The organism is Actinosynnema pretiosum, from assembly GCF_002354875.1.
Classification (GTDB): Bacteria; Actinomycetota; Actinomycetes; order Mycobacteriales; family Pseudonocardiaceae; genus Actinosynnema; species Actinosynnema auranticum.
On record NZ_CP023445.1, the window covers coordinates 4,357,736 to 4,372,244 of the forward strand.

The 14,509-nt window shown below is 73.4% G+C and carries 15 protein-coding genes; 8 read left to right on the forward strand and 7 right to left on the reverse strand.

Features of this window, described 5'->3' with window-relative positions; translation table 11 throughout:
• The first annotated feature begins 1 nt into the window (after nt 1).
• Nucleotides 2-682, forward strand: a complete 681-nt coding sequence (locus CNX65_RS18565; RefSeq protein ID WP_096497862.1) for a response regulator — start codon at nt 2-4, stop codon at nt 680-682.
• An 87-nt stretch (nt 683-769) separates the two neighbouring features.
• Here the strand turns inward: CNX65_RS18565 and CNX65_RS18570 are convergent, their stop codons facing one another.
• The 3 genes from CNX65_RS18570 to CNX65_RS18580 all read right to left on the reverse strand — a co-directional run bounded on the left by CNX65_RS18570 (nt 770) and on the right by CNX65_RS18580 (nt 4,190).
• Nucleotides 770-2,335, reverse strand: coding sequence for an alpha-amylase family protein (locus CNX65_RS18570; protein ID WP_096494765.1), 1,566 nt, complete (start codon nt 2,333-2,335; stop codon nt 770-772).
• Nucleotides 2,332-3,291: a TIGR03885 family FMN-dependent LLM class oxidoreductase gene (locus tag CNX65_RS18575; RefSeq protein ID WP_096494767.1), complete on the reverse strand. Its 960-nt coding sequence runs from the start codon at nt 3,289-3,291 to the stop codon at nt 2,332-2,334. Before CNX65_RS18575 ends, CNX65_RS18570 begins: the two co-directional genes overlap by 4 nt.
• A 260-nt stretch (nt 3,292-3,551) precedes the next feature.
• Entirely contained in the window at nt 3,552-4,190 is a 639-nt protein-coding gene (locus CNX65_RS18580) for a TetR/AcrR family transcriptional regulator (protein ID WP_096494769.1), read from the reverse strand.
• 58 nt (nt 4,191-4,248) lie between these two features.
• On the opposite strand from CNX65_RS18580, the gene CNX65_RS18585 reads away from it, so the two are divergent.
• On the forward strand, nt 4,249-5,115 hold the full coding sequence (locus CNX65_RS18585; RefSeq protein WP_218180546.1) for a ketopantoate reductase family protein: 867 nt from the start codon (nt 4,249-4,251) through the stop codon (nt 5,113-5,115).
• Between the two features lie 19 nt (nt 5,116-5,134).
• On the forward strand, nt 5,135-5,623 hold the full coding sequence (locus tag CNX65_RS18590) for a TetR-like C-terminal domain-containing protein (protein WP_232519901.1): 489 nt from the start codon (nt 5,135-5,137) through the stop codon (nt 5,621-5,623).
• A gap of 65 nt (nt 5,624-5,688) precedes the next feature.
• On the opposite strand, the gene CNX65_RS18595 is transcribed toward CNX65_RS18590, so the two are convergent.
• A complete protein-coding gene (locus tag CNX65_RS18595) occupies nt 5,689-6,255 on the reverse strand; it encodes an FxsA family protein (RefSeq protein ID WP_218180547.1) in 567 nt (188 codons plus the stop codon).
• Nucleotides 6,256-6,362: 107 nt separating this feature from the next.
• Here CNX65_RS18595 and CNX65_RS18600 point away from each other — a divergent pair, with 107 nt between their 5' ends.
• Nucleotides 6,363-7,742, forward strand: coding sequence for a KamA family radical SAM protein (locus tag CNX65_RS18600; protein WP_096494773.1), 1,380 nt, complete (start codon nt 6,363-6,365; stop codon nt 7,740-7,742).
• Between the two features lie 55 nt (nt 7,743-7,797).
• Here the strand turns inward: CNX65_RS18600 and CNX65_RS18605 are convergent, their stop codons facing one another.
• The 3 genes from CNX65_RS18605 to CNX65_RS18615 are packed head-to-tail and all read right to left on the reverse strand — an operon-like array spanning nt 7,798 to nt 9,761.
• On the reverse strand, nt 7,798-8,316 hold the full coding sequence (locus CNX65_RS18605; RefSeq protein ID WP_198320505.1) for a hypothetical protein: 519 nt from the start codon (nt 8,314-8,316) through the stop codon (nt 7,798-7,800).
• A 58-nt stretch (nt 8,317-8,374) separates the two neighbouring features.
• Complete coding sequence (locus tag CNX65_RS18610) at nt 8,375-8,755, reverse strand: hypothetical protein (protein WP_096494775.1); 381 nt, start codon at nt 8,753-8,755, stop codon at nt 8,375-8,377.
• A gap of 19 nt (nt 8,756-8,774) precedes the next feature.
• The gene (locus tag CNX65_RS18615) at nt 8,775-9,761 is read right to left on the reverse strand and encodes a magnesium transporter CorA family protein (RefSeq protein ID WP_096494777.1); all 987 of its coding nucleotides are present in this window, start codon (nt 9,759-9,761) and stop codon (nt 8,775-8,777) included.
• A gap of 121 nt (nt 9,762-9,882) precedes the next feature.
• Between CNX65_RS18615 and CNX65_RS18620 the strand changes: the two genes are divergently transcribed.
• The 4 genes from CNX65_RS18620 (at nt 9,883) to CNX65_RS18635 (ending at nt 14,478) form a co-directional block, all read left to right on the forward strand.
• Nucleotides 9,883-10,506 (forward strand): Crp/Fnr family transcriptional regulator, encoded by a 624-nt coding sequence (locus CNX65_RS18620; RefSeq protein ID WP_177154274.1) that lies wholly within the window; start codon nt 9,883-9,885, stop codon nt 10,504-10,506.
• A gap of 134 nt (nt 10,507-10,640) precedes the next feature.
• A complete protein-coding gene (locus tag CNX65_RS18625) occupies nt 10,641-11,495 on the forward strand; it encodes a hypothetical protein (protein WP_096494781.1) in 855 nt (284 codons plus the stop codon).
• Nucleotides 11,492-13,285: a hypothetical protein gene (locus CNX65_RS37895; protein ID WP_096494782.1), complete on the forward strand. Its 1,794-nt coding sequence runs from the start codon at nt 11,492-11,494 to the stop codon at nt 13,283-13,285. The genes CNX65_RS18625 and CNX65_RS37895 overlap by 4 nt, the downstream gene beginning before the upstream one ends.
• Entirely contained in the window at nt 13,282-14,478 is a 1,197-nt protein-coding gene (locus CNX65_RS18635; RefSeq protein ID WP_096494784.1) for a hypothetical protein, read from the forward strand. Before CNX65_RS37895 ends, CNX65_RS18635 begins: the two co-directional genes overlap by 4 nt.
• Nucleotides 14,479-14,509 lie beyond the last annotated feature (31 nt).

A 14,509-nucleotide genomic window follows, 5' to 3' on the forward strand; every position in this document is an offset into this window, starting at 1 on the left:
GGTGGTGCGGGCGCTGGTCGTGGACGACGACTTCGCGGTGGCCGCGGTGCACCGGGGGTTCCTGGCGTCGCTGCCGGAGTTCGAGGTGGTGGGCGAGGCGCACGACGGCGACGCGGCGCTGCGGGCGGTGGACGAGCTGCTGCCGGACCTGGTGCTGCTGGACATCCACCTGCCGGACATGTCCGGGCTGGAGGTGCTGGCCAGGCTGCGGGCGCGCGTCGGGCCGCCGGTGGACGTGATCGCGGTGACGGCGGCGCGGGAGCGGGAGACGGTGCGGCAGGCGATGTCCAAGGGGGTGGACCACTACCTGGTGAAGCCGTTCACGCGCACGGCGTTCCTGGACCGGATGCGCGAGTACCTGGCGCGACGGGTGGAGGTGCAGCGGCTGGGCGACTGGCTCGACCAGGACGAGGTCGACCAGCTGATGCAGCACCGGCCTGCGAACGTGCTGCCGAAGGGGCTGTCGGCGGTGACGCTGCGGCTGGTGACCGAGGCCCTGCGGGCGGCGGAGGGCAGCACGGCCGCGGGGAACATGTCGGCGCAGGAGGTGGGCGACCGGGCGGGGCTGTCGCGGGTGAGCGCGCGGCGGTACCTGGAGCACCTGGTGGCGGTGGGCAAGGCGGAGGTGCAACCCCGGTACGGGGTGGCCAACCGGCCTGCGCACGGGTACCGGTTGACGTGAGGCGGGTGGGGGTGGCCGCGTTCGCGCGCGGCCACCCCGCCGGGTTCCGGGCCGGGACCACGCCGGTCCCGGCCCGGAACCGCGCTCTCACGTCACCCGGTCCACGTCCGTGCGGAACCACCGGCACCCGTACGGCTCCAGGGTCAACCGCACCACGCCCTCCTCGTCGGCCTGCACCGTCCCGTCCACCAGCAGGTCCGTCAACCGCTGCCCCGGCTCCAGGTCCGGCACCTCGAACTGCACCTCCCGGTCGTCCAGGTTGTGCGCCGTCAGCACCACGTGCCCGTCGACCTCGCTGTGCTGCACCAGCACCGCCGCCTCAGCGGTGTCCACCACCCGGTGCGCGCCCCACGCCAGCTCCGGGCACTCCCGGTACCGCTCCACCAGCAGCCGGAACCACGCCAGCAGCGACCCGGAGTCCCGGCGCTGCTCGCTGACCGCCTCCCAGTCCATGGGCACCCGCACCGCCATCCGCCCCTCGCGGGACAGGTCCTCGCCGAGGCCGATCTCCTCGCCGTAGAACAGCACCGGCGTGCCCGGCAGCGAGAACAGCAGGCTGTACACCATGCGCACCCGCCGCTCGTCGCCCTCCAGCATCGGGGGCAGCCTGCGACGCAGCCCCCGCCCGTACACCTGCATGTCCGGGTCGGGCCCGAACGCGGCGAACACCTCCTGCCGCTCGGACTCGGTCAGCTTGTCCAGGGTCAGCTCGTCGTGGTTGCGCACCATCGTGGCCCAGTGGGCGTCGCGCGGTGGCTCCGGGCGCTCGCGCAGCGCGTGCGTGAGCGACGAGGCGTCCCTGCGGGCGAGCGAGAGGTACATCTGCTGCATCCCGACGAAGTCGAAGCACATCGTCAGCTGGTCGCCGACGCCCTCCGAGCTGCCGAAGTAGCTCAGCGCGTCGTTGTAGGGCACGTTCACCTCCCCCAGCAGGATCGCCTCGCCGTCGCGGCGGGACATGAACGCGCGCAGGTCCTGCAGGTAGTCGTGCGGGTCCGGCAGCGCCTCGATCGGCGCCTCCAGCAGGAACGGCACCGCGTCGACCCGGAAGCCGGACAGGCCCAGCTGCATCCAGAAGCCCATGACGCGGGCGATCTCGTCGCGCACGTCCGGGTTGGCCACGTTCAGGTCCGGCTGGTGGCGGTAGAAGCGGTGCAGGTAGTACTGCTTGGCCTTGCGGTCGTAGTCCCACAGCGAGGTCTCCTTGTCCGGGAAGACCACGCCGTCGTCGGCGTTCGGCGGGCGCTCGTCGGCCCACACGTACCAGTCGCGGTAGGGCGAGTCCGGGTCGCTGCGGGCGGCCTGGAACCACGGGTGCCGGTCGGAGGTGTGGTTGACCACGAGGTCGGCGATGACCCGGATGCCCCGGTCGCGGGCGGTGCGCACGAGCTCGGCGAACTCGCCCAGGGTGCCCAGGCGCGGGTCGACCGAGTAGTAGTCGGTGATGTCGTAGCCGTCGTCGCGGTTCGCGGTCGGGTAGAACGGCATCAGCCACAGGCAGGTCACGCCGAGGCGGTGCAGGTGGTCGATCTTCTGGATCAGGCCGCGGAAGTCGCCGATCCCGTCGCCGTTGCCGTCGTGGAAGGTCTCCACGTCCAGGCAGTAGACGACGGCGTTCTTCCACCACAGGTCGGCGGTCTCGGTGAGCCTCACGCCCGCACCTCCGGGAGGACGCGCTCGCCGAAGGCGTCCAGGAAGCGGTCCTGCTCCTGGCCGACGTGGTGCAGGAAGACCTTCTCGAAGCCCAGCTCGACGTAGCCGCGCAGCAGCTCGGCGTGGCGGCCGAGGTCGGAGGAGACGTTGACGACCCGGCCGATCTGCTCGGCGGTGACGTGCTCGGAGACGGCGTCGAAGTGCTCGGGGGTCTCCAGGTCCCAGCAGATCGGTGGCGGGAAGACGTTGCTGCGCCACTGGTCGTGGGCGATGGCGCGCGCGGTGTCCTCGTCCGGGTCCCAGGAGAGGTGGACCTGCAGGTGCAGCGGCCCCTGGCCGCCGGCGTCGCGGTAGGCGTCGACCATCTTGCGCAGGTGCTCGGCGGGGGCGTTGACGGTGATCAGGCCGTCGGCCCAGGACGCGCACCAGCGGGCGGTCTCCACGCTGACCGCCGCGCCCACCAGCGCGGGGGGCTCCTCCGGGAGCGTCCACAGCCGGGCGCGGTCGACGGTGACCAGGCCGTCGTGGCTGACCTCCTCGCCGCGCAGCAGCGCCCGGATGACCTCGACGCACTCCAGCAGGCGCTCGGAGCGCAGGTCCTTGCGGGGCCAGGGGTCGCCGGTGATGTGCTCGTTGGCGGCCTCGCCGGTGCCGAGCGCGGCCCAGAAGCGGCCGGGGTACATGGCGCCGAGGGTGGCGATGGCCTGGGCGATGATCGCCGGGTGGTAGCGCTGGCCGGGGGCGTTGACGACGCCCATGGGGAGGTTCGTGGCCTGGAGCGCGGCGCCGAGCCAGGCCCAGGCGAGGGCGGACTGGCCCTGGCGGGCGCTCCACGGGGCGAAGTGGTCGGAGCACATGGCGGCGTCGAAGCCGACTTCCTCGGCCTTGCGCACGGCGTCCAGCAGTCCGGTCGGGTGGATCTGCTCGTGGGAGGCGTGAACGCCCAAAACGGTCATGGACAGGCGATACCCCGTCGCTCGGGTGGGTGAACCTGGGGATGATCACTTGGGGTGGGGGGTTGGGGTGGGGGGTTGGGGTGGGGGGGCGCCGGGGCGTGGGCGATGATGAGCGACGCTGGGCACGCCAGGCTCTAGTCGCGGTACCGGCCAGGGAAATCGAGACTGCGACGAACCGAATCAAAATGACCCTTTGAGCGCTTGAACTCGCTGGTCAACAAGTGTTTTCCCCGCACAAGCGGGGGTGGTCCAGCGCCCCCCTAGCGAGCCCCGGTCGCCGGGGCGCTCATCGCCGCCGCCAGGAACGTGATCACCCACCGCCGCGCCCGCCCACCTCCGGATGACCCACCCCCGGACGGCCCGCACTCGGGATCGGTGTCCCCGTTCGCCGCCCCGACCCGGTCCACCGCCGTCACCGCGAGCACGCTGCGCAGCCGGAACGCCAGTTCGTCGAGGGTCAGCCCCGGCAGCGCCCGGCCGAACGCCGCCAGGTAGCGCGCGCGCACCTCGTCCTCCGCGGGCCCGGTCCAGCCGCGCATCTCCTCGGCCGGATCGCAGACGATCGCCACGACCAGCCGCGACCTGCTCTCATCGCCCTCGGCCATCCCGTCGAACAGCGGGCCCGCGAACGCCTCCACGAGGTCGGCGGCGGTCGGCGGGTCGGGCAGCGCCAGCAGGTGGTCCAGGCCCGCGGACTGCGCGGCGGTGATCGGGTCGACGACGCGGCGCACCACCGCGGTGAGCAGGTCCGCCTTCGACCCGAAGTGGTACTTCACGGCGGCCAGGTTCGCCCCGGCCAGGTCGGTGATGGCGCGGACCGAGGCGCCCGCGAAGCCGCGTTCGGCGAACAGGCGCTCGGCCGCGTCGAGGAGCTGGGTGCGGGTGTCGGGGGCGTCCACGTGGTTATCATACGGTCGTTTGAGTCAAACGGTCGTTTGACCGACCGCGTGGAAGGGGATGACCGTGAAGCTTCTGGTCTACGGGGCGGGCGCGCTGGGCAGCCTGTTCGCCGCCAGGCTGCACGAGGCGGGGCACGAGGTGTCACTGCTGGCCAGGGGCGCGCGGCTGGCCTCGGTGCGCGCGCACGGCGTGCGGCTGGCGCAGGAGGGCCGGGCCGAGGTCCGGTCGGTGCCGGTGCGGGTGGTCGACGAGCCGGGCGGCGGGTACGACCTGACCGTCGTGATCGTGCGCGCGCACCAGGTCGGGCCGGTGCTCGACTCGCTGGTGGACACCGGGGGCGACGTGGCGCTCCTGGCCAACTGGGCGGCCGGGCCGGGGCCGCTGGTGAAGGCGCTCGGGCCGGAGCGGGTGCTGCTCGGCTTCCCCGCGGCGGGCGGCCGGGTGGTCGACGACGTGCTGCGCCACCGCGCCGAGACGCCGCTGACCCGCCTGGTCACGATGCCGGTCGGCGAGCCGGACGGGCGGGTGACCCCGCGCCTGAAGGAGGTGGTGCGGGTGTTCCGCGGCGCGGGGCTGCCCGCGCGGGCCGAACCAGGGGTGGACGCCTGGCTGGCCACCCACGCCTCGTTCGTCGCGCCGCTCGGGCAGGCGGTGGACGCGGCGGGCGGCCCGGCGGAGCTGGCAGGCGACCGGGACGCGGTCCTCGCGCTGGCCCGCCGGATCAAGGCGAACCTGACCGCCGCGCCGACCCCGGTGGCGCCGCTCGGGTACCGCGCGCTGCGGGCGATGCCGGACGGGCTGGTCGCGGCCGGGCTGCGGCGGTTCCTGCGGGGGACGATCGCCGAGCTCGGACTGGCCCCCACCGCCGCGGCGACGGCCGAGAACGCGCTGCTGGTCGAGCAGCTGCGCGAGCGCGCGGGGTGAGGAGGCCGGGTCGCCCCACGTGCGTGACGGCGTGCGGCCCGACCCCGGCCAGCGCGGTCTGGCACAGCCGCGACCGGCCGCCCGCGCCGGGGTGAGCCGCCCCGCGCTGCACCGGCGGTGGCCGACCAGGCTGCACCTGGTCGCGCACGTGCTCGCCGAGTCGGTCGCCCCGATGCCCGACCCGGACACCGGCAGCGCGCGCGAGGACCTGCGGGTGCTGGCGACGACATTGCTGGACGCCCTGTCGTGGGTGCTGCCCGCGGTGCACGCCGAGGCAGGGCGCGCCCCGGAGCCGGGGCTGCACGAGCGGTTCCCGGCCGGGCGGCACGCGCTGGTCGCCGAGGTCGTGCGGCGCGGGGTGGCGCGCGGCGAGCTGCGCGGCGACCTCGCGCCGGACCCGGTGCGCGACCTGCTGCTCGGTCCGCTGCCACCACTGGTGCGCGACCGACGAGGGCCCCTCGGGGGACCGGGTGTTCGACCACGTGCGGCCCACCCCGTCCCCGGCTGAGCGCCCCCGGACGCACGTCAGGCCCCACCCGAACCGCGGGCGGGGCCTGACGTGCGGGAACAGGCTCAACGGGTGCTGGGACCCGAGTCTCCGGAGGGCCCGTCGACCACCCGCGAGTCGATCACCACGCCCTCGATCGCGTTGCCGCCCAGCGGCCCGCTCCCCGAGCGCGGCCGGGGCGCGCCCGCCTGCCCGCCCAGGTCGATGATCACGCCGTCGACCACGACGTTCCCCGCGCCCGGCGGCCTGCCGAAGCGCTGGTTGAGCACGGCGTTCGCGGCGCGCTCGCGCGAGCGGCGGGCGATCCGCGCCCCCACCGCGCGCCGCACCGGCGGCAGGAGCAGCAGCAGGCCCGCGACGTCGCTGAGGAAGCCCGGCAGCACGATCAGCAGCCCGGCGGCGACCAGCAGCACCCCGTCCGCGACCTCCTCGTGCGGCTCGCGCCGGTTGCGCAGGGCCTCGTTGAACGCGGCCATGCTGCGCGCCCCCTCCCGCCGCAGCAGGAACGAGCCCGCGACCCCGCCGAGGATCAGCAGGCCGAGCGTGGGCAGGAACCCGAGGTTGACCGTCACCGCCACCAGGGTGGCGATCTCGACCCCCACGGCGACCAACAGCAAGGCGAACACGCGCATACCCCCACAACGCACGAACACCCCGAAACGCTCCCCGGCGAAATATTTACGCCAAACCCGCCCTCTGTCAGCATGGTTTATCGCCATCTCGCGACTGAGGAGGACAGATGACTGCGCTCCACGACGCGAACGCGGTCGGCGCGGGGCCGCAGCCCTACGCCTACCGCAGGGACGAGCTGGTCGAGCCGGACTGGCGGCGGTTACCGGGCTGGCGGGACGTGACCGCCCGGCAGTGGCGCGACGCCCAGTGGCAGCGCGCGCACTGCGTGAAGAACGCCAAGCAGCTGCGCGCGGTCCTGGGCGACCTGGTCGACGACCGGTTCTACGCCGACCTGGAGGCCGACCAGGAGCAGCTGGCGACCATGTCGATGCTGCTGCCGCCGCAGATGCTCAACACGGTCGTGCCCCGGTTGGAGGAGGGCGGCGACTTCACCGAGGCCTTCTACGCCGACCCGGTGCGCCGCTACATGCTGCCGGTGCGCTCGGACCGCGACCCGGACTGGCCGAGCCACCCGCACTCCTCGCGGGACTCGCTGCACGAGGCCGAGATGTGGGTGGTGGAGGGCCTGACCCACCGCTACCCGACGAAGGTGCTGGCCGAGCTGGTGTCCACCTGCCCCCAGTACTGCGGGCACTGCACCCGCATGGACCTGGTCGGCAACTCCACGCCGCAGGTCGCCAAGCACAAGCTCGCGCTCAAGCCGGTGGACCGGCAGGACCGGATCGTGGAGTACCTGAGGACCACGCCGGGCGTGCGGGACGTGGTGGTCTCCGGCGGCGACGTGGCGAACGTGCCGTGGCCGCAGCTGGAGTCGTTCCTGATGCGGCTGCTGGGCGTGGAGACCGTGCGGGACGTGCGGCTGGCCACGAAGGCGCTGGCCGGGCTGCCGCAGCACTGGTTGCAGCCGCAGGTGGTGGAGGGCCTGGAGCGGGTGGCGCGCACGGCGGCGCGGCGCGGGGTGAACCTGGCGATCCACACCCACGTCAACCACGCCAACTCGGTGACGCCGCTGGTGGCGGAGGCGGCGCGGACGGCGCTCGCGGTGGGCGTGCGGGACGTGCGCAACCAGGGGGTGCTGATGCGCGGGGTGAACGCGACCGCGACGGACCTGCTGGACCTGTGCTTCGCGCTGCAGGGCGAGGCCGGGGTGCTGCCGTACTACTTCTACATGTGCGACATGATCCCGAACGCCGAGCACTGGCGGGTCGCGGTGCGGGAGGCGCAGGAGCTCCAGCACGCGATCATGGGCTACCTGCCGGGGTACGCGACGCCGCGGATCGTGTGCGACGTGCCGTACGTGGGCAAGCGGTGGGTGCACCAGGTGCAGGAGTACGACCGGGAGCGCGGGGTGTCGTACTGGACGAAGAACTACCGCACCGGGATCGAGCTGGACGACGCGGAGGCGTTGGACCGGCGGTACCCGTACTACGACCCGATCCGCTCGCTGCCCGAGGCGGGGCGGCGGTGGTGGGCCGAGCAGGGGTGAGCGCGCCGGGGCGCCGCGACGCTGGTGCGCGTCGCGGCGCCGGTGCGGGTGCGGGCTAGAGCGCGTCGGGGTCGGGGACGGCCCGGTCCCACTCGCGCTCGAACTCCTCGGCGGTGATCTCGTGCCGGGCGAGCTCGGGGTCGTGCAGGTCGTACGGCGGGTTGAACGGCCAGTCGTCGGTGCGCAGCGCCCGCCCGTCGGGCAGGAGCACGACCTGGCGGGTGCGGTACCCGTCCCCGCCGATCTCGACGAGCCACTCCCCCAGCTCCTCGTCGCCCTCGACGGGAGGCGTCCTCAGGTGCACGGTCCCCCGCGCGGCCAGCGCGCCGAACAGGGGGTCCCGCCGCTGCTCGCGCCGCTGCTCCCGCATGGAGTCCAGCGGTGCGGGCAGCACCTCGGAGGACAGGTCGACCTCGTCGACGCCGGTGGCGCCCAGCGCCCGCGCGAGGGTGTCGGGGTCGTCCTCGACCCACACCTCGCTCAGCTCGCGCTCGACCTGCTCGGCCGAGTCCGCCGTGATCCACCACCACAGCGATCCCATGCCGTAGTGGTGGGCCGCCAGGTACCTGGGCACGCGCTCCTCCGCTTCTCCGCTCCTCCGCGTCCTCGGGCAGGGCGCACCCTGCGCCGGGTCAGGCGGCCGAGTTGTGCTTGGGCGACTCGAACCAGTCGACGGCCAGCAGCGCCACCATCTCCGGCGAGGACCCGTCGGAGTCCCACTTGAGCCCGTCGAGGCTGGTCACGTCCACGCCCGCGCTCTCGGCCCGGCCCTGGTCGGCCGAGGCGGGGCCCCAGCCGGCGCGCAGGCCGGACGCGTCGTAGTCCAGGCGCAGGGTCGCGGTGGTGCCGCCGCCGCCCAGCTCCAGGACGACCAGCAGCCACGGGGAGCCGTCGGGGTCGCTGCGCAACCGGTAGGACATGCCCGGTAGCTGCGCGTCGAGCACCGCCGCGAAGGTCTTCTCGTCCCCGGTCGGCTCGCGGGTCTCCCCGGTGAAGGTGATAGCTGTGTCCACAGTGGAGGAGGGTAGGCGGTCACAACCAGTCTTCGTGCTTGAACAGCGAATAGAGCCCGAGGCCGCCGATCGCGATCGCGGCGGTGGACGTCCAGAAGCCCCAGGGCTGCTCGAAGCCGGGGAAGGGGATGTTCTGGCCGAAGTAGCCGGTGATCGCGGTCGGGACGGCGATGACGGCGGCCCAGCCGGTGACCTTCTTCATGACCAGGTTGAGCCGGTTGGCCTGGATGCTGAGCTGGGTCTCGCGGACGGTGGCGACCAGGTCGCGCAGCGAGTCGGTCCACTCGGCGGCGCGCAGGACGTGGTCGTAGACGTCCTGGTAGTAGGGGGCCATGCGGGTGTCGACGAGGTCGTGGTCGCGGCGGACGAGGGTGTTGACCAGCTCGCGCATGGGCAGCACGACGCGACGCAGCGCGACCAGGGACTTGCGCAGGGCGAGCGCCTGGCGCTGGACGTCGGCGTCGCGGCTCCCCGGCCCCGACCGGTCCTGGTCGGCGAACACCAGGTCCTCCAGCCCCTCGATCCGCCCGTCGAGGGCCTGGACGGCGTCGAAGTGGGTGTCGACGGCGTAGTCGAGCAGCCCGTGCAGCAGGTACCCGACGCCGCTGGCGGCCAGGTGCGTGGTGGCGTCCCAGCGCTCGACGACGGCGTCGATGTCGAAGGCGTCGTCGGGCCGGACGGTGACGAGGACGTCGGGGGTGGCGAAGGCGGTGATCCCGGCGGTGGACAGCGCCCCGTCGTCCCCGAGCCGGACGGCGTAGGCGGTGAGGAGCCGGTGCGTGTCGTACTCGTGCAACTTGGGCCGCTCGTGCGGCTCGACCGCGTCCTCGACCGCGAGCACGTGCCACCCGAACTCCTCGCCGACCCGCCGCAGGAGGTCGGGGTCGGGGGCGAGGAGGTCGATCCAGACCAGCGCGCCGTCCCCGCGCCGGAGGCCGGCGGCCTCGCGGGGGTCGAACCCCTCGGCTTCGAGGACGCCGTGCCGGTAGAGGCGGGTGCGGGGCACGGGAGTGGACAGTAGTCCGGTCGTGTGGCGGGCGCGCGGGGGCGTTCCGGTGACGGCGGGGATGCGATATGCACGTGCGGTGATCGCGGGATCAACGGAATCACGGGGTTTTCGGCGGTTGTTGGGCGAGCCGGGGTGGCAGGGGCTGCGGGAAGCCGGGGTGCTGTGGAAGTACCGGAAGGGTGAGCGGCTGCTGCGCCAGGGCTTCCGGGGAACCTCGGTGCTGGCGCTGGTCGCGGGCCGGGTGAAGGTGGTGCAGAGCACGCAGGACGGCAAAGAGGCCCTGATAGCGCTGCGGGGCGCGGGTGATCTCGTGGGCGAGATCGCCGCTCCGCACAACGGGGAGCGCACCGCGAGCGTGCAGGCCGTGGACTCCTGCGAGGCGGTGCGGCTGGAGTGGGGCGCGCTCCAGTCCAGCCTGGGAAAGCTCTCGGACAGCCTGCTGCGCGAGTACATGGCGTTGAAACTGGCCCAAGCGGGGCCCTACAAGCTGCGGCTGGTGCACTTCAAGCCCGAGCGCAAGATCGCCAGGCTGGTGCTCGAGCTGGCGGCCCTGGCGGACCCGAGCATCGCGGATCCGAACCGCGTCCCCTTCACCCAGCAGGAGATCGCCGACTCCTTGGGCATCCGGACGAGCACGGTCGCCGAGCACGTGAAGCGGCTGCGAGCCAAGGGGGCGCTGGTCGAGCGGGGCCACCTGGTGCTCGGTGACAGGGAGGCGCTGCACCAGGCAGCCGGAGTGTGACCCGCGACACGCTCAATTCCTCCGGCTGCGGATGATGGGCGCGCTGAAATCGCGAAAATCTGCCCCACGTGGATCACACGAGTGACACCCGTGCGACGGCACGGGAACCGAAGCCCCTCCCCGCCTACCGCGCGATGCTGGAGGTGGACGTCAAGGACTTCAGCGGGCGCAAGGCGGTCGACTACCCGAAGATCGCCGAGGCGATCCCCAGGATCCTGGAGGCCGCGTTCGAGCGGTGCGGGCTGACCTGGCTGTGGGAGCAGCAGCAGGCGCGCGAGACCTCGGGGGACGGCTACGCCGCCGTCTTCCCCACGGCTTTCCTGCCGCACCTGCTCAACCCCTTCCTGGGCGCGCTCCAGGACGAGCTGGACTACCGGGAGCAGGTGGACGCCAAGCCTGCGGGTCTGCGGATGCGGGTCAGTGTCACGACTGGCCCGATCACCGACGCCGGGCCGAACGCGACCGGCACCGGCACGGCGAGGATCGAGCTGAACCGACTGCTGAACTGCGATCCGGTGCGGGACCTGCTGTCCCGCTCCGGCCCGCTGACCAAGGTCGCGGCGGCGGTGTCCCCGAGGGCCTACGAGGACGCCGTCATGAGCGGCTACTCCGGCGAGACGGAGGATGACTACGTCGCGATCCCGGTGACGGTGAAGACCTACCAGGACACCGTCTACCTCAGGGTCCCCCGTCCTTCCGGAGACCTGCTCAAGAACGGGTTCGACCCGACTCCCACCGCCTCCGGCAGCACGGCGGCCATGCCCGCGCCCGAGGCGGGCGCGCACGTCTACAACAACACCGTCAACGGCACCACTGCGGGAACCGTCCTTCAGATAGGTTCCGCCCACGGACCGGTAAACGCGGAACAGCGCAGGGACACCTACAACACCCGCGGCGACAACTACCACCACAGCGGGTCGGGCCCCCAGTTCAACCGGAGCGACGTCAAGCGGTACGACGACCGGCGCGGGGAGCACCGCGAGCCGTGACGCACTACGAGATCAACCGCGACAACTACCACCACAGCGGGTCGGGGGCCCAGTACAACTTCTTCCAGCACGTCCGCCCGCCCCGCGCGCCCTGGCTGGTCGCTCGGGGGCAGGTGGACTGGCTGGCCGCGCGGTTCGCCCCGCCCGCCGGGTTCCGCGTGAACGCCTTGGACCGCCCCGGTGTGGTGGTGCTGGCCGCACCCGAGGGCGCGGGGGCGCGCACCGCCGCGCTCATGCTGCTCACCGAAGGCGGCAGGCTCGGCGTCAGCAGGCTGCGGGAGCTGTCCGACCACAACGAGGACGGTCAGGGCCTTCGGGCGTCCGAGCTGGACGTCGAGGACCGGCTGCTGCTGGACCTGACCGAGACCTCCGAGGAGCGCCTGCGCGCACTGGGCGGGAACCTGGAGAACCACCGGGCGCTGGTCGAGGGGTCTGGCGCCCGGCTGGTGGTGGTCGTGCGCGACTCGCAGCTCAGACTTCTGGCCGCGTCGCTGCGACCGCTGGTGGTGGAACTGCCGCCCCCGTCCGCGCGGGAGGTGCTGGCCGCGCACCTGCGCCCGGAGGGGGTCGAGCTGCCCCGGTCGTTGTCCAAGGCCCAGGCCGCGTACCTGGCTCGGGCATCGGTGCACGACGCGGCCGAGCTGGCCAGGCTCGTGCTGGTGGCGCGCGCGGCGGGTCCTGCGCTGTCGCCGGAGCGGTGGCTCGCGGAGGCGGTCACGGGCTGGCAGCAGCGGAACGAGCACGCGCGCACCCTGTTCGCGGAGCACACCGGCAGTCACGAGCGGTCGCTGCTGGTGGCCACCGCGTTCCTGGACGGGGCCCCGCTGGAGGTGGTGTCCGCCGCCGACGTGGCGATGCGCCACCTCCTCGGGGTCCCGCAAGCCGAGGAGCCGCTGCACAGCCCGTACCTGCCCGGACAGCTGGCCGAGCTCGGGATCGCGGAGCGGGAGCGGGCGGTCGCGTTCACCCGCCCCACGGTGGCCCGCGCGCTGCGGGAGCACTTCTGGACCTACTTCCCGCACCTGCACGGGACGCTGCTCACCTGGGTGGCCGAGACCGCGGTGCTCAGCGGTCCCGACGGCGCGGTGCTGGCCGAGCGGTTCACCGAGCAGGCGCTGGTCTCGGGGATCGCGCCCGAGTTGATCGGGCTGGCGGCGAGCTGGGGCGAGGCGCACCCGGAACTGGCGATCCCGGTCCTGGCGGGCGGGCTGGCCGACCCGCACCTCGGTGGGGACTTCCGCAAGCACGTGTACGAGCAGGCCAAGTCGACCAGCACCTCGACCGCCCACGCGCTGGCGCTGGTCGAGGTGTGCGTGGGGGAGATCGCGCCGCTGCGGCCACGGCCCGCGCTGGTGCGGTTGCACCACCTGGCCAGGCACCCGGACGCGGAGGTGCGCCTGTCCGCCGGGGCGGCGCTGCGGGAGCTGGTGCGCGAGCGCAGGTTGGAGCGCTGGCTGCTGAACCGGTTGGCGCACGAGGTGCAGCAGCCGAAGCTCGAGGACTCGCGTCAGCTGCTCGGGTTGCGGGTGCCGCACGGGTCGCGCGACGCCCTGGTCCGGGTGTGGCGGCGACTGCTCGCGCTGGACGTCGAGCGGTTGCCCGCCGAGGTCGTGGCGGAGTGGGCGCGGCGGACGCCCGAAGTGCTGGTGGAGGCCTGCGACCTGCGGATCGGGTTGATGGACCGGCTGTACCTGTGCGCACGGAGGCACGCGGGCGCGGCGAGCGCCGCGGTGCTGCTGGAGCACGTCGACGCCGCACTGGGTGTGGCCGATGAGAAGGAAGAGGCGTGACCGAGAAGAACATCCCCGCCATCTCGGGCGGGGCGGTGGCACTGCTGCTCTTCTTCACCGGGGTGAGCACGGGGTGGCCCGCGCCGGTGATCCTGCTGTGCCTGCTCTGTCTGGTGGCCGGGGCCGTGATCACGATCCACCGGCAGAACGAGCGGCAGTCGGAGCAGGAGCGTCAGCACGCCGTGGCTGCCGACGCGCATCGGATGGCCCAGGTCCAGCGCGCCGCGGCGGAAGCCGAGGAGCAGCAGGCCGCGGAAGAGGCCGCCGCGCCCGTGCTGTCCAGCAAGGAGCTGAACGGCGTGGTGCTGCCCAGCGCGCTCCCCGAGTTCCCGCTCGAGTTCACCTGCGTGGCGCACTGGCGGGCCACCCCGGACGTCCCGCACGCCGACCCTGGCGCGCTGGCGGTGGAGTCGGTGCTGCTCAGGGCACGGGCGTTCGCCTCGCGCGTCGCCCCGGACGACGAGGTCGCCGGTCACCTCCTGGCTTCGGCGCTGGGCGAGGTCCACCGGGACGGGCGCGATCTGGTGGACGTGTGGGCGACCGGGGTGGTGCTGCGCACCCCGGAGGCTGAGCGGGCGCGTCTGCGGGAGGCGCGCACGACCCACCAGGAGCACCACGTGTGGAAGCGGCAGGTCGAGGTGGAGCGGGAGGTGCGGGACTACTTCGAGCACGAGGTGCTGTCCAGCTCCGGCGACGCGCTGCTGTGGTGGTTGGCCAACAACCGGAACGCGGTGCCGAAAGCCGTCGACGTGGTCGACCCGCTGGCGCGCCTGTCCTCGGCGGTGCGGGGCGAGCAGGAGGTCCTCGGAGCGGAGCCGGTCGCGGCGCCCGAGCCCGCCGGGTTCGTGGTGGACGCGGACGGCGAGGCCAGCGTCGTGGACCTGCTGCCGGAGCCCGACGAGCCCGGCGGCACGCTGTTCGGGGCGAAGTCCTCAGATCTCCTGGACGCTTTGAAGCACCCGGAGCGGGCCGAGCGGATGCGGGAGCGCTACGGGCTGGTGGACGAGCGCGAAACGCCCGAGGCGCCCTCCGACGACGCCGAGGACACCCCCGCCGAGCAGGCCGGGAACGCCCCCGCCGAGGACGCGCTGAGCGGGGCGGGCGTGAACGGGCACGGGCCGTCGGCCAACGGCGCCTCGCCGAACGGCTCGGGGCCCGACGGCCCCTCCCCCGGCGCCACCGGGCGCGACTGAGGGCTCACCCACCGCGCCCAGCGCCGCCGCC